This is a genomic window from Lacrimispora sanguinis, assembly GCF_044987295.1.
In the GTDB taxonomy this organism is placed as follows: domain Bacteria; phylum Bacillota; class Clostridia; order Lachnospirales; family Lachnospiraceae; genus Lacrimispora; species Lacrimispora celerecrescens_B.
Window position 1 is genome coordinate 319,461 of sequence record NZ_CP173277.1, and the last position, 23,238, is coordinate 342,698.

21 protein-coding genes, 1 other RNA gene and 1 other annotated feature (1 of these 23 cut by a window edge) are annotated in these 23,238 nt (G+C 43.7%); of the genes, 19 read left to right on the forward strand and 3 right to left on the reverse strand.

What is annotated here, in order from left to right; genetic code table 11:
- Positions 1 to 221: a binding site (T-box leader), on the forward strand; it begins 25 nt to the left of the window's first position.
- Positions 222 to 298: 77 nt separating this feature from the next.
- The 3 genes from pheS to eno all read left to right on the forward strand — a co-directional run bounded on the left by pheS (position 299) and on the right by eno (position 5,111).
- Entirely contained in the window at positions 299 to 1,318 is a 1,020-nt protein-coding gene (gene pheS, locus ACHZES_RS01545; RefSeq protein ID WP_089996091.1) for a phenylalanine--tRNA ligase subunit alpha, read from the forward strand.
- Positions 1,319 to 1,336: 18 nt separating this feature from the next.
- Positions 1,337 to 3,757, forward strand: coding sequence for a phenylalanine--tRNA ligase subunit beta (gene pheT / locus ACHZES_RS01550; protein WP_395548588.1), 2,421 nt, complete (start codon positions 1,337 to 1,339; stop codon positions 3,755 to 3,757).
- Positions 3,758 to 3,908: 151 nt separating this feature from the next.
- Positions 3,909 to 5,111 (forward strand): phosphopyruvate hydratase, encoded by a 1,203-nt coding sequence (gene eno / locus ACHZES_RS01555; RefSeq protein WP_395548587.1) that lies wholly within the window; start codon positions 3,909 to 3,911, stop codon positions 5,109 to 5,111.
- Positions 5,112 to 5,180: 69 nt separating this feature from the next.
- Here eno and ACHZES_RS01560 read toward each other — a convergent pair whose 3' ends face one another.
- Positions 5,181 to 5,900, reverse strand: a complete 720-nt coding sequence (locus tag ACHZES_RS01560; RefSeq protein ID WP_404820317.1) for a MarR family winged helix-turn-helix transcriptional regulator — start codon at positions 5,898 to 5,900, stop codon at positions 5,181 to 5,183.
- Between the two features lie 257 nt (positions 5,901 to 6,157).
- Here ACHZES_RS01560 and secG point away from each other — a divergent pair, with 257 nt between their 5' ends.
- The 7 genes from secG (at position 6,158) to ilvC (ending at position 13,599) form a co-directional block, all read left to right on the forward strand.
- Positions 6,158 to 6,391: a preprotein translocase subunit SecG gene (gene secG, locus ACHZES_RS01565; protein WP_038283119.1), complete on the forward strand. Its 234-nt coding sequence runs from the start codon at positions 6,158 to 6,160 to the stop codon at positions 6,389 to 6,391.
- Positions 6,392 to 6,535: 144 nt separating this feature from the next.
- A complete protein-coding gene (gene rnr, locus ACHZES_RS01570) occupies positions 6,536 to 8,677 on the forward strand; it encodes a ribonuclease R (RefSeq protein ID WP_051835253.1) in 2,142 nt (713 codons plus the stop codon).
- 14 nt (positions 8,678 to 8,691) lie between these two features.
- Positions 8,692 to 9,159, forward strand: coding sequence for an SsrA-binding protein SmpB (smpB, locus tag ACHZES_RS01575; RefSeq protein WP_154520745.1), 468 nt, complete (start codon positions 8,692 to 8,694; stop codon positions 9,157 to 9,159).
- An 86-nt stretch (positions 9,160 to 9,245) separates the two neighbouring features.
- Positions 9,246 to 11,225 carry a BMP family ABC transporter substrate-binding protein gene (locus ACHZES_RS01580; protein WP_038283117.1) on the forward strand — a complete coding sequence of 660 codons (1,980 nt, stop codon included), beginning with the start codon at positions 9,246 to 9,248 and terminating at the stop codon, positions 11,223 to 11,225.
- Positions 11,203 to 11,811, forward strand: a complete 609-nt coding sequence (locus tag ACHZES_RS01585; RefSeq protein ID WP_089996077.1) for a metallophosphoesterase — start codon at positions 11,203 to 11,205, stop codon at positions 11,809 to 11,811. Before ACHZES_RS01580 ends, ACHZES_RS01585 begins: the two co-directional genes overlap by 23 nt.
- A 165-nt stretch (positions 11,812 to 11,976) precedes the next feature.
- A complete protein-coding gene (gene ilvN / locus ACHZES_RS01590; RefSeq protein ID WP_038283115.1) occupies positions 11,977 to 12,477 on the forward strand; it encodes an acetolactate synthase small subunit in 501 nt (166 codons plus the stop codon).
- Positions 12,478 to 12,588: 111 nt separating this feature from the next.
- A complete protein-coding gene (gene ilvC / locus ACHZES_RS01595; protein WP_038283114.1) occupies positions 12,589 to 13,599 on the forward strand; it encodes a ketol-acid reductoisomerase in 1,011 nt (336 codons plus the stop codon).
- A 71-nt stretch (positions 13,600 to 13,670) separates the two neighbouring features.
- On the opposite strand, the gene ACHZES_RS01600 is transcribed toward ilvC, so the two are convergent.
- A complete protein-coding gene (locus tag ACHZES_RS01600) occupies positions 13,671 to 14,573 on the reverse strand; it encodes a LysR family transcriptional regulator (protein ID WP_395548586.1) in 903 nt (300 codons plus the stop codon).
- 166 nt (positions 14,574 to 14,739) lie between these two features.
- Between ACHZES_RS01600 and leuC the strand changes: the two genes are divergently transcribed.
- The 5 genes from leuC (at position 14,740) to ACHZES_RS01625 (ending at position 18,959) form a co-directional block, all read left to right on the forward strand.
- Positions 14,740 to 16,005 (forward strand): 3-isopropylmalate dehydratase large subunit, encoded by a 1,266-nt coding sequence (leuC, locus tag ACHZES_RS01605; RefSeq protein WP_395548585.1) that lies wholly within the window; start codon positions 14,740 to 14,742, stop codon positions 16,003 to 16,005.
- 12 nt (positions 16,006 to 16,017) lie between these two features.
- The gene (gene leuD, locus ACHZES_RS01610; protein WP_038283109.1) at positions 16,018 to 16,506 is read left to right on the forward strand and encodes a 3-isopropylmalate dehydratase small subunit; all 489 of its coding nucleotides are present in this window, start codon (positions 16,018 to 16,020) and stop codon (positions 16,504 to 16,506) included.
- Between the two features lie 186 nt (positions 16,507 to 16,692).
- Positions 16,693 to 17,166 carry a Cys-tRNA(Pro) deacylase gene (gene ybaK / locus ACHZES_RS01615; RefSeq protein ID WP_038283107.1) on the forward strand — a complete coding sequence of 158 codons (474 nt, stop codon included), beginning with the start codon at positions 16,693 to 16,695 and terminating at the stop codon, positions 17,164 to 17,166.
- 309 nt (positions 17,167 to 17,475) lie between these two features.
- Positions 17,476 to 18,390 (forward strand): cell wall hydrolase, encoded by a 915-nt coding sequence (locus tag ACHZES_RS01620; protein ID WP_395548583.1) that lies wholly within the window; start codon positions 17,476 to 17,478, stop codon positions 18,388 to 18,390.
- 104 nt (positions 18,391 to 18,494) lie between these two features.
- On the forward strand, positions 18,495 to 18,959 hold the full coding sequence (locus ACHZES_RS01625) for a YhcH/YjgK/YiaL family protein (protein WP_038283105.1): 465 nt from the start codon (positions 18,495 to 18,497) through the stop codon (positions 18,957 to 18,959).
- 50 nt (positions 18,960 to 19,009) lie between these two features.
- On the opposite strand, the gene ACHZES_RS01630 is transcribed toward ACHZES_RS01625, so the two are convergent.
- A complete protein-coding gene (locus ACHZES_RS01630; protein WP_395548582.1) occupies positions 19,010 to 19,975 on the reverse strand; it encodes a pectinesterase family protein in 966 nt (321 codons plus the stop codon).
- Between the two features lie 155 nt (positions 19,976 to 20,130).
- Here ACHZES_RS01630 and ACHZES_RS01635 point away from each other — a divergent pair, with 155 nt between their 5' ends.
- The 4 genes from ACHZES_RS01635 to ssrS all read left to right on the forward strand — a co-directional run bounded on the left by ACHZES_RS01635 (position 20,131) and on the right by ssrS (position 23,168).
- Positions 20,131 to 21,822: a phosphoenolpyruvate carboxykinase (ATP) gene (locus tag ACHZES_RS01635; protein WP_038283103.1), complete on the forward strand. Its 1,692-nt coding sequence runs from the start codon at positions 20,131 to 20,133 to the stop codon at positions 21,820 to 21,822.
- A 119-nt stretch (positions 21,823 to 21,941) separates the two neighbouring features.
- On the forward strand, positions 21,942 to 22,586 hold the full coding sequence (locus tag ACHZES_RS01640; RefSeq protein WP_395548581.1) for an HAD family hydrolase: 645 nt from the start codon (positions 21,942 to 21,944) through the stop codon (positions 22,584 to 22,586).
- Positions 22,587 to 22,633: 47 nt separating this feature from the next.
- The gene (locus tag ACHZES_RS01645; RefSeq protein WP_038283100.1) at positions 22,634 to 22,897 is read left to right on the forward strand and encodes an HPr family phosphocarrier protein; all 264 of its coding nucleotides are present in this window, start codon (positions 22,634 to 22,636) and stop codon (positions 22,895 to 22,897) included.
- Positions 22,898 to 22,988: 91 nt separating this feature from the next.
- A non-coding RNA gene (ssrS, locus tag ACHZES_RS01650) (6S RNA) lies at positions 22,989 to 23,168 on the forward strand.
- Positions 23,169 to 23,238 lie beyond the last annotated feature (70 nt).

Below are 23,238 nucleotides of genomic sequence, written 5' to 3' on the forward strand. Positions count from 1 at the left end.
ATCCTTATTTTCTTCCAGAGAGAAGGGGCCATCGGCTGTAAGCCCTTTTAAGTTCAGCTAAGAGATTGAATTTCCCACCGAAGCAGCATGATTGAAACCAGTGACAGCTATGGCTGCCGGTCTGGCGGGTAAGTCATGACGTCAATACACGTTACGTATACCGAGTGCCTGTGCATGCATAGGAATCAGGGTGGTACCGCGAATATAGCTTCGTCCCTTTTTGGGGCGGAGCTTTTTTAGTTCCCTTTGCTGTTAAACAGGCAAACAAAAATTTGATTATGAAAAGAAGGAGAGCATGATGAAGGATCAATTGGAAAATATCAAACAGGAAGCATTAAAGCAGATTGAAGCTTCCGATGCGCTGGAAAAATTGAACGACATTAAGGTCGCTTATCTTGGGAAAAAGGGAGAGCTGACCAGTGTATTAAAGAGTATGAAGGATGTTGCCCCGGAAGATAGGCCAAAGGTGGGCCAGATGGTAAATGACGCCCGGGCCGTGATTGAGGGGAAATTAGAGGCTGCCATGTCTGCCCTGCAAAAAAAGGCCAGAGAAGAACAGCTGAAAAAAGAAGTGATTGATGTAACCCTTCCCGGCAAACGCAATAAGGTAGGCCACACCCATCCCAATACCATTGCTCTGGAAGAGGTTGAGAGAATCTTCGTTGGCATGGGATACGAGGTCATTGAAGGGCCGGAAGTAGAATACGATTCCTATAATTTTGAAAAATTGAATATCCCTAAGAATCATCCGGCAAGAGACGAACAGGATACCTTCTATATCAGTGACAACATCGTATTAAGAAGCCAGACATCACCGGTTCAGGTCAGGACTATGGAAAAGGGCAAACTGCCTATCCGCATGCTGGCTCCCGGCCGTGTATTCCGTTCTGATGAGGTAGATGCAACCCATTCTCCTTCCTTCCACCAGATTGAAGGGCTTGTAATTGATAAAAATATCACATTTGCGGATTTAAAGGGAACCTTAGCAGAGTTTGCAAGAGAGCTTTTTGGTGAAGAGACAAAAGTAAAATTCCGTCCGCACCATTTCCCATTTACAGAACCAAGCGCAGAGATGGATGTTACCTGTTTCAAATGCGGCGGAAAGGGCTGCCGCTTCTGCAAAGGCTCCGGCTGGATTGAGATTCTTGGCTGCGGCATGGTTCATCCAAACGTGCTTACAATGAGCGGAATCGATCCCAATGAATATTCCGGTTTTGCATTCGGAGTTGGACTAGAGCGGATTGCCCTGTTAAAATATGAAATTGATGACATGAGATTATTATATGAGAACGACATCAGATTCTTAAAGCAGTTTTAAGGAAAGGGAGATAGATCAATGAATACACCATTATCATGGATTAAAGCATACGTTCCGGATTTAGACGTAACGGCTCAGGAATATACAGATGCTATGACGCTTACCGGATCAAAGGTTGAGGGCTATGTTAGCCTGGATAAAAACTTAGAGAAAATCGTAGTTGGACAGATATTATCCATTGAGCGTCATCCGGATGCGGATAAGCTGATCATCTGCCAGGTTCATGTTGGAGCAGAAACCGTTCAAATCGTTACGGGAGCCTCCAATGTAAAGACCGGAGATAAAGTTCCTGTAGTATTAGACGGAGGTAAAGTGGCAGGCGGCCATGACGGCGGTGCCCTTCCGGAAGAAGGAATCCGGATCAAGAAGGGAAAACTGAGAGGAATCGAGTCCTGCGGCATGATGTGCTCCATTGAAGAGCTGGGCTCTACCAATGAAATGTATCCAGAGGCACCGGAAAGCGGAATTTACATTCTGCCGGAGGATACGGAAGTTGGTGCTGATGCCATAGAAGTACTGGGTCTTCATGACTCCGTATTTGAATATGAAATTACCTCGAACCGTGTGGACTGCTACAGTGTAATTGGAATTGCAAGAGAAGCGGCGGCGACTTTTTGCAAACCCTTTTTACCTCCGGTGGTAACAGCCACAGGTAACAGCGAGGATATTCATGACTATTTAAAGATTACCGTAGAGGATAGTCACCTTTGCCCGCGCTATTGTGCTAGAATGGTGAAAAATATTAAACTTGCTCCATCCCCGGCCTGGATGCAGAGACGCCTTGCCGCATGCGGAATCCGCCCTATTAATAATATCGTGGATATTACGAATTATGTGATGGAAGAGTATGGTCAGCCAATGCATGCCTTTGACTATGACCTGCTTGCTAATCATGAAATCATTGTAAAATGTGCGAAAGAAGGCGATACGTTCCAGACTCTTGACGAACAGGAAAGAAAACTGGACAGCACCATCCTCATGATCAATGACGGAGAAAAAGCAGTAGGGATTGCCGGCATCATGGGCGGAGAGAACTCCAAGATCACCGATGAGGTAAAGACCATGGTGTTTGAAAGCGCCTGTTTTGATGGAACCAATATCCGTCTTTCTTCCAAAAAGGTGGGATTAAGGACCGATGCTTCCGGTAAATTTGAAAAAGGACTTGACCCTAACAATGCGGAGGAAGCGATTAACCGCGCATGTCAGCTGATTGAGGAACTGGGCGCAGGAGAAGTCGTAGGCAGCATGATTGATGTATATCCTGTGAAACGGGAAGGGAAAAGACTTCCTTTTGAACCAGAAAAGATGAACCGGCTTCTGGGTACTGAGATCGAAGCGGAAACAATGCTTGAATACTTTAAAAAGCTGGATTTGGAATACGATAAGGCAGCAAATGAAATACTCATTCCCACCTTCCGACAGGATTTAGTCTGCATGGCAGATCTTGCGGAAGAAGTTGCCAGATTCTTTGGGTATGATAAGATTCCCGTATCCCTGCCTACAGGTGAGGCAACTACCGGCAAGCTGTCATACAAATTAAGAATAGAAGAGGTGGCAAGAGAGGTGGCGGAATTCTCTGGATTTTCCCAGGGAATGACCTATTCCTTTGAAAGTCCCAAGGTATTTGACCGACTTCTGATCCCGGAGGACAGTCCCCTCCGTGTAACAGTGAATATATTAAATCCTTTGGGAGAGGATTTCAGCGTTATGAGAACCTCCCCTCTTCATGGAATGTTAAACTCCTTATCCACCAACTACAACCGTCGGAATAAGAACGTTCGCCTCTATGAACTGGCGAATATTTACCTTCCAAAGGCGCTTCCGCTTACTGAGCTTCCCGATGAAAGAATGCAGTTTACCCTGGGCTTTTACGGCGACGGCGACTTCTTTGATATGAAGGGAGTGATTGAAGAATTTTTCGATAAAACAGGAATGCACAAACGGCCTCATTATGATCCAAAGAGCGGGAAATCATTCCTTCATCCAGGAAGACAGGCAAATATCATTTATGATGGGGTAACCATCGGATATCTTGGAGAAGTTCATCCGGAAGTGGCTGACAACTATAAGATTGGAGACAGAGCTTATGTGGCTGTGATCGATATGCCATCCATGATCCCATTTACAAGCTTTGACCGGAAATACACCGGAATTGCAAAATATCCGGCTGTTACCAGAGACATCAGCATGGTGGTTCCAAAGGAAATTCTGGTTGGACAGATCGAAGAGATCATCGAACAGCGGGGAGGAAAGATATTGGAAGGCTATGAGCTTTTCGATATTTATGAAGGAACCCAGATTTTAGCAGGATATAAGTCCGTAGCTTATTCCATCACCTTCCGTGCAGGTGATCACACCTTGGAGGAGCAGGAGGTTCTTGCTGTGATGAAAAAGATCCTCAACGGATTACAGGGACTGGGAATTGAACTTCGGGCATAAAGTAATGCCGTTTCATAAGTAAATTAAGAAAGAAAGATGTCAGGATATAAGTAAAATCTCCTGGCATCTTTTTTCTTTGTATCTGCATGGAGGTGGTAAATTCCGTCAATCCTTACGGTAAGAGTGCAAGAAAGGACAGGGAGTCAAAAGGATGTTAAACGGCCTTGATATAATAGAAGTAACAGGAAGAATTGTACGGGATTCCTGGGGATATCCCGGAGTAGAAGCTGAAGTGATTCTGGAGAACGGTGCTCATGGAAGAGCCACGGTTTCTCTGGGAAACACCGGCAGGGCAGAAAAGCAGGCAGAGCTTGTGGGTGGCTGGCTTTCAGAAACAATATTGTTTGAGGATGCATCAGACCAGGGAAGAATCGATCGGATGCTTACCCAGGCAGCAGAGGAAAATAGGGCAGCAGGAGATGGAAATCAGGGTGTTTTGGTTTTGTCCATGGCGGTTGCAAGGGCGGCTGGTGCAGGACTTCATCTTCCGCTTTACCGTTATCTGGGCGGCAGCTCGGCTCCTGTGATGCCCGTTCCCATGATGAGTATGATATGCGGTGGAAGCAGGGATAAGGGCCTTGATTTTCATGAGATCATGGTTGTGCCTCAGGGAGCGGATTCCTATTCAGAGGGACTGCGTATGGGAGTGGAGATTTACCAGGCACTTAAAAGGCTTTTGTCCATAAGCGGTTTTAGTACCTCCACAGGAGATGGCGGCGGCTTTAAAGCGGATATGAAAAACTCAGAGGAAGCACTGCATTATTTAATGGATTCCTTTAAGCTTGCCGGATATAAGCCGGGGACAGATGTGCTGGTGGCCATCAATGCTGATGCAGACCGGTTGTACGTAAAAGAAGATGGCACCTATTGGTTCTCAAATGAAAGCAGGATGGGCGGAATCTCTATAAACAGGGTGCAAAAGGATATGCTCGCCTATTATCTGAGACTGGCGGATGGCTTTCCCATCTGTGCGGTCATGAACGGGCTTTGGAAAGAAGATCTGGAGGGAAGAGAGCAGATGATGAAGCTCTTGGAGCACCGAACGCTTTTGGTATCTGATGATTTTACTGCGGCCAATGCAACGATCATCCGTATGGAACAGGCGGGGACCGTTACCAGGGCGCTGGAAATGGTGGAGAAGGCAAGAAAAGCCGGGCATAAGGTGATCATTGCCAGCGACGGGAAGGATACGGAAGAGTCTTTCCTTGCGGATATGGCAGCGGCAGTCGGTGCCGATTATGTAAAGAGCGGTGCACCGTGCAGAGGCGAATGCGCCACCAAATACAATGAACTTCTGCGCATTGAAGAATTTTACAGGAAATTTGGACGGGCTGTCATGGAATATTCTTTCTGACCAAAACATAAAGGTACTGTCAATCTGTTGTTTAGAATGGCAGTACCTTTGCTTTGTTATTTGTTATGTTTATTCTTCCACATCATGTGAATCGGACGGCGGAGGCGTAGGTCTGTCGTCTGTCCGCCTGTCACAGAAATCGGAACCGCGTCTGTTTGGTCTTGGACCATTGTGACCCTGTTCCAAATGTCTGTGGCAGGGTCTGTCTACGGATCTTCCGTTATGGTGATCATAAAGCTGCTCCATATGGTCAAAAGCATGCCTGCCACCGCGATGAAACATCATTTCAAATCTTTCGTCTCCCATTCTTTCACGAGCTGAGCGCATCCAGGCGAACCTTTCATCGTTTTCATCATCCCCAAGCTGGGCTTCAAGCGCTGTAATGATGCGGTCGAGATACTCACCAAAAATGGTTTGCTCCTCCTCGCTGAGACAATTGAAAATATCTCCAAAATCCGTGCGCGGCTGTTGCTCACTCTTTCCTTTTTCGGTGAGCTGCACCAGCATGACCCGTCTGTCAGCTTCCGAAGGGGTGCGGGTGATATAGCCGCCTTTCTCCAGTTTATTAAGAAGTTCATTAAGGGATTGTATCCGAATGCCCAGCAGATAAGACAAGTCTTTTGTGCTGATTTCGGATTGCATTTTGAGCATTGCCAAAACCCTGCCTTGACCGCGGGTCGGGTCGGCCATAGGACCATGCTCAGCATGATTCTGTAAATGGTGGCGCTGTAGGATCCATTGCAGCGTTGAGAGTTTTTCGAAAAGTTCTGTAAATTTGTCTTCTATCATATTAAAACCTCCTAAAGTTGAAAGATTAACAGGTACCTTAATATTAATATACAGGTACCTGTAGAAAAAGTCAAGAACTTTTCTGAAGGTACCTGTATATTTTTTTGAAAACCCACTTTTCAAAAAGAGTAAGAAAGCTGAAAATGGATATCCTTATCTGGTACAACAATCATCGATTAGAAAAATATAAAAATATATTGTATTTTCAGATAAATTATGGTATGATATCCTTTGTTTGACTATAGGAGGTGGGAAACGTGATCAGGATTATTTTATCAATCATATTTGTTATCATATGTGTTGCTTTATCCGCAATAGTCCTTTTACAGGAAGGAAAGAGTCAGGGCCTGGGTTCTATCGGCGGTATGGCTGATACTTACTGGGGCAGAAATAAAGGCCGTTCCATGGAAGGAAAACTGGAAAAATTCACAAAATACGGAGCAGTCCTGTTTTTCATTCTGGCACTGGTACTGAATCTGAATATACTGTAAAGATTAAACACTCTTGTGATAAGCAACAAGGGTGTTTTTTTCGCATTATGGGTAAGTTTCGTAATACCTTCTGGTAAAGTGCAGATAATAAGGAAACGATTGAAAAGAAAAATAGATAAAAATGATAGTTAAGAGAGGAAGACAATGACAGAAGAACAGTTAACGCAAAGGAAAGCCATGCTTCTCCAGTTGATAAATGATCCTGCCTATACACCTATGAAATTAAAGGAGTTAGCCATTCTATTTGATATTCCAAAGGATCAGAGGGAAGATTTAAAAGAGGTAATGGATGCTCTTTTGGCAGAAGGAAAGATTGGCATATCACAAAAAGGAAAATACGGAAAGCCTGATATCGGCTCCATTGCCGGAGTGTTTTCCGGACACTCCAAAGGCTTTGGGTTTGTAGCAGTAGAAGGGCTGGATCAGGATATTTTTATTCCGGAAGACAAGACAGGCGGCGCGCTTCACGGTGATACCGTGCTGATATCTGCCGAATCAAAGCCGGGAAATGGAAAAAGAGCGGAAGGCCATGTGATTAAAGTACTGGTCCACGCAAATGAAGAGATCATAGGTTTTTATCAGAAAAATAAGAATTTTGGTTTCGTTATTCCGGACAACCAGAAAATTTCAAAGGATGTGTTCGTTCCCCAGGGTAAGGACATGGGAGCCGTGACCGGTCACAAGGTAGTAGTTAGAGTGACGGATTTCGGCGGACCGGAACGGAAACCGGAAGGGATCATAACGGAAATCATTGGCCATGTCAATGACCCGGGCACGGATATTCTTTCCATTGTAAGAGCATACGGGCTTCCGGAGGAATTTCCGGACAGTGTAATGAAACAGGTGGAAGCAGTGTCAGATGAAGTAACCGGTAAAGATATGCAGGGACGCCTGGATTTGAGAAATTTACAGACAGTCACCATTGACGGGGAAGATGCAAAGGATCTTGACGATGCCATTACTTTATCAAAAAAAGATGGAATCTATACCTTAGGAGTTCACATCGCCGATGTTACGAATTATGTTACGGAAAACAGTCCATTGGATGAGGAAGCATTACGACGAGGAACCAGTGTTTATCTTGTGGACCGGGTAATTCCCATGCTGCCCCATAAGCTGTCAAATGGAATTTGTTCCCTAAACCAGGGAGAAGACCGGCTGGCCTTAAGCTGCATCATGGACATTGATGAAAACGGCAATGTAATGGGACACAGAATAGCAGAAACCATCATAAACGTAGACCGGAGAATGACCTATACGGCAGTCAACGCCATTATCACTGACCGGGATGAGGCGGTTATGAAGGAGTACGAAGCTTTTGTTTCCATGTTTGATCAGATGAAGGAACTGGCTGATATTCTACGGGAAAAGAGAAAGAAAAGAGGCTCTATTGATTTTGATTTCCCTGAAACAAAGGTGATTCTTGATGAACGGGGAAAGCCTTTGGAAATCAAGCCTTATGAGAGAAATGCAGCAACGAAAATCATCGAGGATTTCATGTTGATGGCAAATGAGACGGTTGCAGAAGATTATTTCTGGCAGGAGATTCCCTTCCTTTACCGGACCCATGACAACCCGGATCCGGAAAAGATGAAGAGCCTTGCTACCTTAATTAATAATTTCGGATATTCCATCCGTTTTCACAATGGTGAGGTTTACCCGAAGGAAGTACAGAAACTCCTTGCCAATGCGGAGGATACGCCGGAAGAAGCATTGATCAGCCGTTTGGCCCTGCGATCTATGAAGCAAGCGAAATATACGGTATCAAATACCGGGCATTTTGGCCTTGCGGCTAAATATTACACCCACTTTACTTCTCCAATCAGAAGGTACCCGGACTTACAGATTCACCGTATTATTAAGGAGAATTTAAGGTCAGGCTTAGCCGGGAAGAGGATCAGCCATTACGATAAGATCCTTCAGCAGGTGGCCGTCCAGTCTTCTGCCATGGAGCGGAGAGCCGATGAAGCGGAACGGGAGACCATTAAGCTTAAAAAGTGTGAATATATGTCAAGACACATTGGGGAAGAGTTTGACGGTGTGATTTCCGGTGTGACAAACTGGGGGCTTTATGTGGAGCTTTCCAATACTGTGGAGGGCTTGATTCATGTAAATCAGCTCCAGGATGATTATTATCATTTTGATGAAGAACATTATGAACTGGTAGGCGAAATGACAAGGAAAACCTTTAAACTAGGTCAGCCTATCAGGGTCATGGTATTGGGTACGGATAAACTTTTGCGTACCATCGACTTTATTCCAGCGAAGAGTTTTGAAGAGGAATAAGAGGAGGATTGAAAATGGGGAAAGAGAGTTTCAAATTAATTGCCAATAACAAAAAGGCATATCACGATTATTTTATTGATGAGAAATATGAGGCTGGTATTGAACTGGCCGGAACAGAAGTAAAATCCATCCGCATGGGCAAATGCAGCGTCAAGGAATCCTTTGTCAGAATCGATAAAGGAGAGGTTTATGTTTGCGGCATGAACATCAGCCCTTATGAAAAAGGGAATATCTTTAATAAGGATCCCCTAAGGGTCAGAAAGTTGCTGCTTCACAGATCCGAGATCGGAAAGCTGGATGCAAAGATCGCCCAAAAGGGCTATACCCTGGTCCCTCTGCAGGTATATTTTAAAGGCAGCCTGGTAAAGGTGGAGATCGGCCTGGCAAGAGGTAAGAAGCTATACGATAAGAGAGATGACATTGCGAAAAAGGATCAGAAGAGAGAACTGGAAAGAGACTTTAAGGTGAGAAATCTTTCATAGAGTGCCGCTTCAGGCCTCCTTAATAATCTGTACAGAAAGCTGTTTTAATGATAAAATACCCTTAGAAAATGTTGGAGGGAAAGCGGATGGCATTATATGATTACGTAGGGGCGTTAAAGCGGGGCCGCAGACAATATCAGGCTTCCGTGTCAAAGGGAGAATATCCGTATCTGCCGGTCTTGGATCAGATCCTGTCCTATACGGATATTGTTTCAGAAGTGAACTTGGGAATCATGGATATTCCTTTGGAAAAGGTGGTTGGCACGAAAACGGAGGGTCGCACCACCGCCTTTGCCAGTAATTTCATGCCCCTTTTGTCGGAAAAATCGGAATTTGGGGCAAAATGGGCATATTTGTATGACCACCAGATTGATGAGGGAATCCATGATCCGATTGTAGCCTATGAGTTTATGAACCAGTATTATGTTCAGGAGGGGAATAAAAGAGTCAGTGTTTTAAAATATGTAGGTGCTTTCAGCATCTCTGCCTCCGTCACCCGCCTGATTCCAAAGAGGACTGATGACTTAGATAACAGGCTTTACTATGAATTCCTGGATTTCTACCAGGTTTCCTTTAACTGCGATGTCTGGTTCAGCAAGGAAGGAAGCTACGACAAGCTAATAAAGGCCATGAATAAGAATCCGGGAGAGCCTTGGAGTGAGGACGACAGGATCATCTTCAAATCCGCTTATGACCGATTTTCCAAAGCATTCCATGCCTTTGGCGGCGATGATTACGATATGACGTGTTCGGATGCGTTTCTTGTTTACGTGGAACTGTTCGGATATCGAATCGTAAAGGATCGGATTGAGAAACAGATAAAAAGGGATTTGGTCAAGATAAAGGATGAACTGCTTTTGTCCTCCAGAGGCAATAAGATCACCTTGATTGAGCAGCCGGAAGAAATAGAGGAAACGCCGGATAACAATCCTCTTAAGCTCATTAATTGGCTGCGTCCGTTCCAGACCATTGAACCCCAGATGTTAAAAATCGCATTTATCCATGCAAAGACAGCAGAAACTTCCAGCTGGGCTTATGGACATGAGCTGGGCAGAATGTACTTAGAGCAGGCTTTTAACGGAGCCATACAAACGGTTGCATTTTTTAACGCAGATACTGAACCGGAGATTGCGAATGCCATTGAACTGGCCATTGTGGCTAAGTGCAACGTAATATTTACTACGGCCTCCCAGATGATCAATTTAAGTGTGAAAGCCGCCATTGATCATCCGGAAGTAAAGGTGTTCAACTGTTCTGTTAATATGTCTTATTCTTCCATTTGCACCTATTATGGAAGAATGTATGAATCGAAATTCCTTATGGGCGCTTTGGCAGCTTCCATGTCCCAGGCTGAGAAGATCGGATATATTGCCGATTATCCCATCTACGGGACTATAGCCAATATCAATGCCTTTGCCCTGGGAGCCAAGATGATCAATCCATATGCCAAGGTGTACTTAGAATGGTCTAGGGTAAAGGACCGGGATGCTCATGCGGAGTTGGAAAAAGAGAAAGTCACCTTTATTTCAGGTGATGATATGATAACTCCTCAGACGCCTACCAGAGAATACGGACTTTACCAGAAGAATTCAGATGGAAGCCTTAAAAATCTGGCGACTCCTATCTGGCATTGGGGAAAGTTTTACGAACGAATTGTTAATATCATATGCCATGGGGATTTTGGCAGGAAGGAAATGAAGGGGAAACAGGCCATCAACTACTGGTGGGGGATGTCGGCAGATGTAATTGATGTTATTTGCTCTCATAATCTGCCTCACGGGACCAGCAGGCTGATTTCATTTTTGAAGAATTCCATTCGGGCTGGAAGTTTTCAGCCTTTTGAAGGAACCATTTATTCTCAGGATGGGCAAATCCAGTGTGGGGAAAACGAAAGTCTTACTCCGGAGGAAATAACCACCATGAACTGGCTGACAGAAAATGTGGTGGGACAGATTCCGGAATTTGATGAGCTTACGGAAGAGGCTCGGTCTCTGGTACGTCTCCAGGGACAGACAATATACGAAAACACTATGGAGGAACAGCGTGAAGATCCTGGTACTGTCTGACCATGAGTCAAAATCACTTTATGAATACTATTCACCGGAAAAATTGCAGGACATTGATTTAATTATTTCCTGCGGAGATTTAAGAGCGAATTACCTTACATTTTTTGCAACATTTTCCCACGCCCCAGTCTATTATGTCCGGGGAAACCACGATTGTAGGTATGAGGACTGTCCTCCTGAGGGCTGTACCTGCATTGAAGATGATATTATAACCTACAAGGGAATCCGGATTATGGGGCTGGGCGGCTCCATGCAGTACATTCCAGGATCACCGAATCAGTACACGGAACGGGGAATGGAGCGCAGAATCAAAAAGATGTGGTGGAAGCTTAAGAAGAACAAAGGCTTTGATATTCTTGTCACCCATGCTCCGGCATTTGAACTCAACGACTTACCGGACCTGCCTCATCAGGGATTTTCCTGTTTTAAGGCACTGATGGACAAGTATTCTCCCAAATATTTTCTTCATGGACATGTCCATGCCAATTATGGAAAGAGTTTTAAGAGAGAAGACCAGTATGGCTGCACAAAGGTTGTAAATGCCTATGAGTATTATATTATAGAGTATCCGGAAAATTATATATAGTATAGAAGAAACAGGAAAAAAGGGCTGCGTTTGAAAAGATGCAGCCCTTTTTGATTCGTTTTTAGATATAACCTTAAGTTATAATACACATTCCTATTAATTAGTTGACAAAAAGATGATGGATTGCTATCATTTAAGTTACTATACAAAAAGGCGGGGATATGGATGGAGAGAATCGTATTATCATTGTTGGTTGATAACACCTCCGGCGTTTTGAGCCGTGTGGCCGGACTTTTCAGCCGCCGTGGCTATAATATTGAAAGCCTTACGGTGGGTGTAACTGCGGATGAGAGATATTCCAGAATGACGGTGGTGTCCACAGGCGATCAGGAGATTTTAGACCAAATTGAAAAGCAGCTGAGAAAGCTGGAAGATGTTAGGGATATCAAAGAATTAAAGCCAGGCCATTCTGTTTACAGAGAGCTTATTCTGGTCAAGGTACATGCCAGTGCCAGCCAACGCCAGGCGATTTGTGCCATAGCTGATATTTTCAGAGCAACCATTGTTGATGTCGGCAAAGATTCCGTAACGGTCATGCTTACAGGAGATCAGTCCAAGCTTGATGCAGTTCTTAACCTGCTTGAAGATTACGAAATATTAGAGCTTGCAAGGACTGGTCTTACAGGACTTTCCAGAGGCTCTGACGATATTCGTTATCTGCCTTAGGCAGTCAGGATTTGTAAGCTAGAGGTTATTGCCAAAGGCGGACAGTGAGCCGTCGGCATGGTTCCTTTAACAAAATATATCAAGAGTCAGTATATGAGGAGGAAATAAAAGATGGCAAAGATTTACTATCAGGAAGATTGCAATTTATCCTTATTAGAGGGTAAGACCATTGCAGTTATTGGATACGGCAGCCAGGGCCATGCCCATGCACTTAATTTAAAGGAGTCTGGATGTGATGTCATTGTAGGACTTTATGAGGGAAGCAGTTCCTGGGCAAAGGCAGAGGCACAGGGTTTAACCGTTTATACAGCAGCAGAAGCTGCAAAGAAGGCCGACATCATTATGATCTTAATCAATGATGAGAAGCAGGCTGCTATGTACAAGGAATCTGTAGAGCCTAATTTAAAGGATGGGGACATGCTGATGTTTGCCCATGGCTTTGCCATTCATTTTGGACAGATCGTTCCTCCGAAGAATGTTGATGTTACCATGATCGCACCAAAGGCTCCCGGCCATACTGTAAGAAATGAATATCTGGTAGGCAGAGGAACCCCCTGTCTGGTTGCTGTTCATCAGGATTATACAGGCAAAGCAAAGGACAAAGCTCTGGCTTATGCATTGGCCTTAGGCGGTGCAAGAGCCGGCGTACTGGAGACAACCTTTAAGGTTGAAACGGAAACAGACCTTTTTGGTGAGCAGGCCGTATTATGTGGAGGCGTGTGCGCTCTGATGAAGGCAGGCTTTGAAACATTAGTAGAAGCAGGATATGCTCCTGAGAATGCTTATTTTGAATGCATCCACGAGATGAAGCTGATCGTAGACCTGATTTTTGAAAGCGGCTTTGCAGGCATGAGATATTCTGTTTCCAATACTGCTGAATACGGTGATTACATCACAGGACCAAAGATCATTACCGATGAGACTAAGAAGGCAATGAAGCAGGTTCTTGCAGATATTCAAAATGGAAACTTTGCAAAAGACTGGCTGCTTGAGAACCAGGTAGGATGCGCTCACTTTAACGCTATCAGAAAGAAAGAAGCTTCCCACCAGTTAGAAAAGGTAGGCAGCGAGCTTCGTAAGCTTTACAGCTGGAACGACGGCGGAAAGCTGATTGATAACTAAGATTTTAACTGCAGGCAGAGGCCTGTTAAACAAAAAGCCTGGAAAAAGCAAATCTTTTTCCAGGCTTTTTATTATCCGAGCAGTGAGCCGGCTCCACTCATGGCATCAAAAAAGTTCTCCATAGCCGTAGATAATCCATTAGGATTATAAGCAAATCCAACAGTTCTCTTCTTAATCGCTGTTACCATGGGTATCTGAACCAGATCACCCCGGTCCAGTTCCTCCTGGACAAATTCCTTGATCACACACCCAATCCCCAGTCCGATTTTAGCAAATTCAATCAGCAGATCCATGGTAGTGACCTCCAAAAGTTGATTTGGCACAATCTGATTTTCATTCAGATATTCATCAATATACTTTCTGGTCATGTTATTCTTATCCAAAAGAAGGATATTTCCTGTCTGAAATAAATCCGCATCCGGTCCTTCCCTTAAATACAGGTTATCCAGATAAGGTTTCGTGGCCACGAAGATATCCTGGACATCCATAACCGGCTGAAACAAAAGAGGACGCCGGTTGCTGGGCTCTGCAATCAACCCCAGATCAATCCGCTGCTGTTCCAACATGGTGATCGTATGGGATGTGGACTGGCTTTCAATGGAAATCTTAATATGAGGATACTTCTCAATGAATTCCTTTAAATAAGGAAGAAGGATATATTTGCAAAGAGTATTGCTGACACCGATTTTCAAGTGTCCGATATTAAAATCCTTCACCCGCTTCAGTTCCAGTTCTCCCCGGCTCAACTCCTCAAAGGCCGCTTTTGTATGATTATATAGAAGCTTTCCTTCTTCTGTCAGCTGGACGCCTCTGGAATTCCTCGTAAATAAAGGCACCTCCAGACTGTCTTCCAGCTTGCTGATGGATTTGCTGATGGCAGGCTGGCTGATATAAAGCTCTTTGGCAGCCCTTGAGATATTACCGGCTTTGGCAACCTCATAAAATATCTTATATTGGGAAAGGTTATGATCCATGTTAAGTTTTCCTCTCATTTTGTATACTATTTTATAACTAATTATTATATTAAATATTCATATTATGTATTTCTATTATACCAATAAGTATGTTAGAATGTAAAGCGAGAATAAGATGTTAGAATTTAAACTGTATTGGTGATAAATTAACAGGAGGACGCAGACGATGGGAATGACGATGACCCAGAAAATATTGGCAGCCCATGCAGGGCTTTCCCAGGTGAAAGCAGGCCAGCTGATTGAAGCAGAACTGGATCTGGTATTGGGGAATGATATCACATCTCCGGTTGCCATTAAGGAAATGGAGAAATTTGATAAAGATACGATCTTCCATAAAGATAAGATAGCCTTGGTCATGGACCACTTTATTCCAAATAAGGATATTAAATCCGCAGAAAACTGTAAATGCTGCCGTGATTTTGCCAGCAAACACGAAATTTCCAATTATTTCGACGTAGGGCAGATGGGAATCGAACATGCCCTTCTTCCGGAAAAAGGGCTTGTGGTTGCAGGAGATGCAGTTATTGGAGCAGACTCCCATACATGTACCTATGGAGCACTGGGAGCTTTTTCCACCGGTGTGGGCAGTACAGATATGGCGGCAGGCATGGTAACTGGAAAAGCTTGGTTCAAGGTACCGACTGCAATAAAGTTTGAGCTGGTGGGAAAACCCTCCAAATGGGTCAGCGGTAAGGATGTTATTTTGCACATTATAGGCATGATCGGTGTAGACGGCGCCTTATATAAATCTATGGAATTTTCCGGAGAGGGTATCAGGAATCTTTCTATGGATGACCGTTTTACTATTTGCAACATGGCCATTGAAGCCGGCGGAAAGAACGGTATTTTCCCGGTGGATGACTTATGCATCCAATACATAAAGGATCACTCGAAGCGTGATTTCAAAATCTTTGAGGCTGATGCGGATGCAGAGTATGAGGCAGTTTATACCATTGACTTATCTAAATTAGAACCAACGGTTTCTTTCCCCCACCTTCCTGAAAATACCAGAACCATCGGTTCATTCGATGAGATTAAGGTAGATCAGTCGGTGATCGGCTCCTGTACCAACGGCCGGCTTGATGATATGCGCATAGCTGCCGCTGTTATGAAAGGACAGAAAGTGGCAAAAAATGTGCGCTGTATTGTGATTCCAGCTACTCAGGAAATCTATTTGCAGTCAATGAGAGAAGGCCTTTTAGAAATTTTCATCGAAGCCGGAGCTGTAGTCAGCACACCAACCTGCGGTCCTTGCCTTGGTGGCTATATGGGAATTCTGGCGGCAGGAGAGCGCTGCATCTCTACTACCAACCGTAATTTTGTCGGACGGATGGGTCATGTGGACTCAGAGGTATATCTGGCCAGCCCTGCAGTGGCTGCTGCAAGTGCGATTACCGGCTATATATCTGCGCCGGAAGAACTGGGATTATAGGAGGTAGTAAATATGAATGCATGTGGATCTGTTTTTAAATATGGAGATAATGTTGATACGGATGTTATCATTCCGGCAAGATATTTGAACATTACAGATGGAAATGAACTGGCAAAGCACTGCATGGAGGATATTGACAAGGATTTTGTAAGCAATGTCAAAAATGGAGACATTATAGTTGCAAATAAAAACTTTGGATGCGGTTCTTCCAGAGAGCACGCACCCCTTGTTATCAAGTGTGCCGGTATAAGCTGTGTGATTGCCGAGACCTTTGCCAGGATCTTCTACCGGAATGCCATTAATATCGGTCTTCCTATTATAGAATGTCCGGAAGCTGCCAGAGCCATTCAGGCAGGAGATGAGGTTATGGTTGATTTTGACAGCGGTATGATCACCAACAAAACCACCGGAGAATCCTTTGAGGGGCAGGCGTTTCCTCCCTTTATGCAGGAGATCATTTCAGCAGGCGGATTATTCCCCTATATTAATAAGAAGAAATAGATCATTTTTCCATGGAAAATAAGTCCGTCATTGTCAGGAATTGCATCTGGCAGTTACGGATTTTTTTTATGCAATGGGTCAAATGCCTTGATAACCGGCAGCTTGCTGTGGGGTATTTGACTCTATGGCATTGCCAATAGAAGGAATGCGTATTATAATTAGAAAAAATTCAAGGAGTTGATCTAAATGGTGAAAACAAATGCAATGAGAATGCTTGACAAGGCAAAGGTTGAATATGCTACCAGAGAATATGAAGTGGACGAACAGGATCTATCCGGCAGCCATGCAGCGGATATGATGGGGGCGGATCATGGAAGTGTTTTTAAAACTCTTGTATTAAAAGGAGAAAAAATGGGATATCTGGTCTGCTGCATTCCGGTTGATGGGGAACTGGATTTGAAAAAAGTGGCGAAAGCTGCCAAAGATAAGAAGGTAGAAATGATTCCGATGAAGGATTTGCAGGGAATCACCGGATACATTCGCGGAGGCTGTTCTCCTATCGGCATGAAAAAACAATTTCCCACCTTTATCGATGAAACGGCACGCTCTTATGAGGAAATTGTCGTAAGCGGAGGCTTAAGAGGACAGCAAATCGTCATATCACCCCAGGCCCTTGTTGACTTTATAAAGGGCGAATTTGCCTCTCTTATCCATTTTTAGTTAACATAAAATAAGAAAAGCTGAGGACAAGTCATAGGGGGGAAGTTGAATAATTAACATAAATGTAACACTATTGTAAAATGTAGATATAACAATATCATAAATAATTGGAGGTGGAATGCGTTAAAATAGTGCAAAATATATAAAAGGAAAAAGGAAATAAAAATTTAGAAATTAAAATATCACAAAAATGTTAAATAGCCATTGACTTTTTTAGCAGGCTTCTTCTATAATTACGGACGTCACCAAGAAACGGCTGTGGAGTGTAACCCGGCCCAGGCAAGTGATATAAGAGAAAGAGGTGTATATATGCTTACACTACGCTCTATCCTTCAGCAGATTTGTCAGTTTTTCAGAGGGATGTCCTTTAAGGTCACAAAGCGAATGTATCGTTCTTCCGCAGTTTTTATGGCGGGTGCGGCAATTATTACTGTTGTGGCGTTTACCTCAGCAGGATTTGGAAGCGGCGGCAGAAATGCTTTAACAGCATTTGCGGAAACGCCGGAGACAGAAGACTCTCCGGATCAAGAAGCCGTGAAAGAGGAAGCCGTAAATGAAGAAGCAGGAATTGAAAAAACCGTTGTCCAGGAAAAAGTTCAAATAAAACTACCAGTAGCCAAAATGCAGGCTCAGCAGCTGGCCGGTGATTTTCTGGAGAAAGATGTGATTCAGAAACAGGAACAGGCGGAGGAGTCCAAGGCGGAGATTGATCGAATCAATACTAAGATCGCCATGGAGGAAGAAGCAAAACGGCAGGCAGAAGAAGCGGCTATAAAAGCGGCAGAAGCAAAGAAAGCGGCAGAAGCGGCAGCCGAGAAGGCAGAGAAAGAAAAGGCAGCTCATGCCACATCGGTGTCTCAGGACGATTACCAGGTCTTGCTGAGGATCGTGCAGGCGGAAGCCGGTATTTGCGATGACAAGGGAAAAATCCTTGTGGCTAATGTGATTATTAACCGCGTAAAGAGCGGAAAGTTTCCCGACACGGTGAAAGGAGTCGTCTATGAACCCTCTCAGTTTTCACCGGTATCAAACGGCAGTATTAATTCTGTAAAAGTGACAGATGATACGAAACAGTGTGTTGACCGTGCGCTGTCAGGAGAGGATTATTCAAGCGGAGCCCTGTATTTTATGAATCGGGGAGGCTCCAGGAGAGGTGCGATCAGCTGGTTTGATTCCCATCTGACTTATTTGTTCCAGCATGGCAACCATGAATTTTTTAAATAAAAACATTGTAGAATATTCTGCTTTAGGTGTATACTAGATGTGCATGGCAGGTCCCATTGGAATCTGCGGCCAAACTATACGATACATAAAAGGAGAGTAGGATTATGATTTTTGATTCGGCAAAAAACCTTGATTTTTACAAAAGCCTTGGAGTGGACGGAAGATACGAAAAGGCAGTTGATTTTCTTAAGAACACTGATTTAGAGAGCCTGGCGCCAGGCAAATATGAAATTGACGGCAAGAATGTTTTTGCTAATGTAACAGAGTACACAACGGTTCCTTGGGAGGAAGCCAAGTACGAAGCTCACCATAATTACACAGATATTCAATATATGATATCCGGTTCTGAAACCATGACTTATGCACGGATCGATGAACTGGCGGAAAAGGTACCTTATAACGAAGAAAAAGATGTTGTATTTTACGACAATGAAAATCCAGGCTTAAAAGTAGTGGTAAAGGCTGGAGAATATATGATCTTCAATCCATGGGATGGTCATAAGCCAAAGGCAGCTGCAGGTGAACCGGCTATGATTAAAAAAGTGATTGTTAAGATCAAAGAGAACTAATTTAAAACGGGATCCGATCCTTTTAGTAAGGGATCAGTTCCCGTTTTTGTTTACGGATTCCAGCCGTCCGGACCGGATAAGACTGCTTCTTTCGTGAAATGTTTAAGATCAGCTTCTGTAAGCCGGTGAATCCAGTCCGGCCGTTTTTCCATTACAGCACCAGGACCATAACTGCCGTATTCGCCATAGAAGGTATGTTTATGGGCTGCTTCCTTGTTCCAGTCATGCCAGCCTTCTTTGCAGATATGATCATCCATGTAGCAGTTAATCAGCACGGTTTTCCCATACTCCCTCCAAGGTCGCCCTAGGTAAGCGTTGTCAGGCGGGCAGTTGCTTTCAAATCGGCAGTTTGCCATGACATAGCCGAACTCCTGCCCTTTTGGAGTGGAAGCGGCAGTTACATAGCTGCTGATCTCCATTCCCGTATATTTGGAAAAAAAGGTGCAGCCTTCAAAATAAGCGGTAGCGCTGCCGAAAATAAAGTCAATATCTCCCTCCAGGTAACAGTTTTTGTAATAGTGCCGGCCATTGATCCTGGGGGAATGCTGCTTTGGTCCGATAAAGCCATTGGGTTCGATTTCCTTTGGAGGAAGAGGGCCTGTAAAAAGTGTGTCCTGGTTTCCTAAAAAACGGCAGTTTTCAAAAAACAAACGGTCTCCATCAGCATAAAGGGCCAAAGCCTGTCCAACATCAGTACCGATTCCTGCGCTGTTCTCAAATGTAAGATTCCTGGCGGTAAAATCATGGGTATCGATCAAACAGGAATAGGTGCGGAAGGTGCCCCGCTTCATCCCATCCTCCATGGGCATGCGGGCGTAAAGGCCGTAGGAGAGAATGGTGCTCTCTGCATCTTCCCCAATAAAGGTAACGTGAGGAACCGTAACTGCAATCTGCTCTTCGTAAAATCCTTTGTGTATGTAGAGGACCTGTTCCCCTGTATAATCGGTTGGAAGAGAACGAAGTGCCTCTCCAATGCTTTTAAAATCTCCTGTACCATCGTTTGCAATATGAATCATAATTATCCCCTCTTTTGTTTATTGTACACATAATGCATAAGTATATATTAAATATATCCATTTTTTAGGAAAATTGCAATGAATATCATTGACTTTTTCTTAACAAAGTGAGATAATAGTAACAAATTTGGATTTTATAAAAGGAGGATATTTCTATGTCAACAAAAGCATATTATCCAATTAATGAAATTGGAAAAGGCCAACCAGGTTTTTCAACTACGCGTTCGATCATTGAAGCTCCGTTTTATGGAAATAACGTAATTAAAGTTAATACGCTTAGAGAGGCATATGAACTGGCGAAGAATTCACCAGGAACCGTGGTAACGGACATGCCCGTATACAGAGGAGAGGAATTTGGCCTTGATAAAGATGCCAAGGTTCTTTTATTTAATGATGGTGCAATTACCGGGCGCTATGCGACTGCAAGAAGAATCGCAGGAGAACCAGGAGTAAATTGCGGCGCTCTTGACAAAGTAGTTATGGACGCAGTTTACGAAACCCGTTGGAAAACAATGTATCATGCAGAAGTTTATGCCGGACTTGATCCTGAGTTCATGGTAAAAGTTCATCTCCTTATTCCCGAAGGTGAAGAAAATATTCTGTATAACTGGATGCTGAACTTCCAGTATATGTCTGATGAGTATGCGAAAATGTACAAAGCTTCCAAACCAGTCGGCGATGGAAAAGAAGCAGATATCTATATCTTCTCTGATCCTCAGTGGAATGGTTCCGACCGTCCTGGTGTAGATCTGTCTTGTTTAAGTGATCCAAAATGCTTATGCTACTTTAATACGGACCAGAACTGTGCGGCAATCCTGGGTATGAGATACTTTGGAGAGCACAAAAAAGGCACCCTTACCATGGTATGGGCTCTTGCAAACCGCAATGGATATGCTTCCTGCCACGGCGGACAGAAAGAATACAACTTGACGGATGGTTCCAAATATGTTGCATCTGTATTTGGTTTATCCGGCTCAGGAAAATCCACCATCACCCATGCAAAGCATGGCGGAAAATATGATGTTACGGTTCTCCATGACGATGCATTCATTATCAATACCGACACCTGCTCATCTGTAGCAATAGAGCCTACATACTTTGATAAAACACAGGATTATCCGACCGGCTGTGAAGATAATAAATATCTCTTAACTGCCCAGAACTGCTCCTGTACTTTAGACGAAGACGGAAAGATCCAGCTGGTAACAGAGGATATCAGAAACGGCAATGGACGTGCCATTAAATCAAAACTGTGGTCTCCTAACCGTGTGGATAAGATCGAAGCACCGGTTAATGCGATTTTCTGGATCATGAAGGATCCTACCATTCCGCCGGTAGTAAAATTAAAAGGCGCTTCCCTGGCATCTGTTATGGGCGCGACTCTTGCAACAAAGAGATCATCAGCAGAAAGACTTGCACCGGGGGCTGATCCCAATGCTCTGGTAGTTGTGCCTTATGCAAACCCATTCAGAACTTATCCTCTGGCCAATGACTATGAGAAATTTAAAAAACTGGTAGAAGAGAAGAATGTAGATTGCTATATTATTAATACCGGTGATTTCATGGGTAAGAAGGTTCAGCCAAAGGATACCTTAGGCATCCTGGAAGCCATTGTGGATAAGACTGCCGAGTTCAAGCAGTGGGGACCATTCTCTGATATCGAAATCTTTGAGTGGGAAGGATTTGTTCCGGACCTTCATGATGCCTCATACGCAGATCAGTTAAAGGCACGTATGGAAGACCGTGTGAAATTCGTTGCAAATACGGCAACTGTAAAGGAAGGCTATGACAAGCTTCCGGATGATGCTCTGGCAGCACTTCAGAAAATTGTTGAGGAATTAAAATAAAATTTCATAGAGACGAAAAAGGAGCTCCCTTTTTCGTCTCTGTTTTTGCGTGAATACCACGGCAGCTAAGAAAACCCGCAAAGCGTGTTTTTTCATAATTTCACCATACAGGAGGCATCATGAATAAAGAATATTTATTGTTTGATTTAGATGGAACCCTTACGGATCCAAAAGAGGGCATAACCAAATCTGTCCAGTACAGCCTCCGGCATTTTGGGATTGAGGTAGAGAATTTGGATGAGCTTTGCTGCTTTATCGGGCCGCCTTTAAAGGACAGCTTTATGGAGTATTATGGCTTTAGCGAGGAACAGGCAAGAAAGGCCATTGACATTTACCGGGAATATTTCGCAGATAAAGGATTGTATGAAAATAAGGCCTATGAAGGGGTATTAGATGTTCTGCAGTCTCTTCTTAAGGCAGGGAAAAAGCTTTATGTGGCTTCTTCGAAGCCTGAAGTGTTTGTCAGGAAAATTCTAAAACATTTTGAGTTAGATTCCTGCTTTTTGTTTATGGGCGGAGCCGATATGGATGAAACCAGAGTAAAAAAAGCAGATGTGATCCGTTATGTTTTAAAGGAATGCGGAATTACCGATTTGGACAAAACGGTGATGATCGGAGACAGGAAGCATGATGTTTTGGGGGCTAAAGAAACCGGAATTGCATCGGTAGGAGTGCTGTACGGTTACGGAAGCAGGCAGGAACTTACGGAAGCAGGAGCGGATGTTTTGGCAGAAAAAATTTTTGATTTGCAGAATCTGTTATAGTATGTTATACTGGGTCTCTAACATTTTAAGCAGGAGGAATACAAGAGATGAAAAAGGTGGAGATCGGATTCTGGGGAGTTGAGTCCATCCTGGAATTTGTCTCAATTGCGGGAGCTTGCAAAGAAAAAATAAATTTGGCCTGCGGAGATAGAACTGTAAATGCAAAATCATTGCTTTCTGTACTGTCTTTGGCTACTACTGATGGGTTGGAACTGATCGTTCATGAAGACTCCAGCGATTCTCTTTTAAGACTTCTGGAACTGTATGTTGAGCATGGAAGACTGCTTGGCAGCAAACATATTGCTGTCTGAAGTTATAGATGAAAATCAAAACTGACAGGAAAAGGAACTTGAAAAATAAAACAAAGTAGTGTATACTTAGACCATAGAAAACATGGGAATGTAATTCCTGAAATGTGCGACACTCTTACCTTTTTTGAACCTACATTTTGACTCATGGGATTCCAATATTTTCGAGTGGATGTCAAGCCTCCGTTTGCAGTGGAAGGCAGAAACTTGAGTGAGGTCGCCCACCTAGCAAGGCTAGGCGTCAATAAGTAAGAAACGGCATTTTGGGGTTACCAAAGAAAAAAGCAGCGAGAAATCGCTGCTTTAATTTTATATAAAAGTATGATAGAGTATAGGATAGACAA

Excerpts from the sequence above, each read along its gene's own strand:
- pheS (WP_089996091.1), top strand. The coding sequence starts at position 299 with ATGAAGGATCAATTGGAAAATATCAAACAGGAAGCATTAAAGCAGATT.
- pheT (WP_395548588.1), top strand. The coding sequence starts at position 1,337 with ATGAATACACCATTATCATGGATTAAAGCATACGTTCCGGATTTAGAC.
- eno (WP_395548587.1), top strand. The coding sequence starts at position 3,909 with ATGTTAAACGGCCTTGATATAATAGAAGTAACAGGAAGAATTGTACGG.
- ACHZES_RS01560 (WP_404820317.1), bottom strand. The coding sequence starts at position 5,900 with ATGATAGAAGACAAATTTACAGAACTTTTCGAAAAACTCTCAACGCTG.
- rnr (WP_051835253.1), top strand. The coding sequence starts at position 6,536 with ATGACAGAAGAACAGTTAACGCAAAGGAAAGCCATGCTTCTCCAGTTG.
- smpB (WP_154520745.1), top strand. The coding sequence starts at position 8,692 with ATGGGGAAAGAGAGTTTCAAATTAATTGCCAATAACAAAAAGGCATAT.
- ACHZES_RS01580 (WP_038283117.1), top strand. The coding sequence starts at position 9,246 with ATGGCATTATATGATTACGTAGGGGCGTTAAAGCGGGGCCGCAGACAA.
- ilvN (WP_038283115.1), top strand. The coding sequence starts at position 11,977 with ATGGAGAGAATCGTATTATCATTGTTGGTTGATAACACCTCCGGCGTT.
- ilvC (WP_038283114.1), top strand. The coding sequence starts at position 12,589 with ATGGCAAAGATTTACTATCAGGAAGATTGCAATTTATCCTTATTAGAG.
- ACHZES_RS01600 (WP_395548586.1), bottom strand. The coding sequence starts at position 14,573 with ATGGATCATAACCTTTCCCAATATAAGATATTTTATGAGGTTGCCAAA.
- leuC (WP_395548585.1), top strand. The coding sequence starts at position 14,740 with ATGGGAATGACGATGACCCAGAAAATATTGGCAGCCCATGCAGGGCTT.
- leuD (WP_038283109.1), top strand. The coding sequence starts at position 16,018 with ATGAATGCATGTGGATCTGTTTTTAAATATGGAGATAATGTTGATACG.
- ybaK (WP_038283107.1), top strand. The coding sequence starts at position 16,693 with ATGGTGAAAACAAATGCAATGAGAATGCTTGACAAGGCAAAGGTTGAA.
- ACHZES_RS01620 (WP_395548583.1), top strand. The coding sequence starts at position 17,476 with ATGCTTACACTACGCTCTATCCTTCAGCAGATTTGTCAGTTTTTCAGA.
- ACHZES_RS01625 (WP_038283105.1), top strand. The coding sequence starts at position 18,495 with ATGATTTTTGATTCGGCAAAAAACCTTGATTTTTACAAAAGCCTTGGA.
- ACHZES_RS01630 (WP_395548582.1), bottom strand. The coding sequence starts at position 19,975 with ATGATTCATATTGCAAACGATGGTACAGGAGATTTTAAAAGCATTGGA.
- ACHZES_RS01635 (WP_038283103.1), top strand. The coding sequence starts at position 20,131 with ATGTCAACAAAAGCATATTATCCAATTAATGAAATTGGAAAAGGCCAA.
- ACHZES_RS01640 (WP_395548581.1), top strand. The coding sequence starts at position 21,942 with ATGAATAAAGAATATTTATTGTTTGATTTAGATGGAACCCTTACGGAT.
- ACHZES_RS01645 (WP_038283100.1), top strand. The coding sequence starts at position 22,634 with ATGAAAAAGGTGGAGATCGGATTCTGGGGAGTTGAGTCCATCCTGGAA.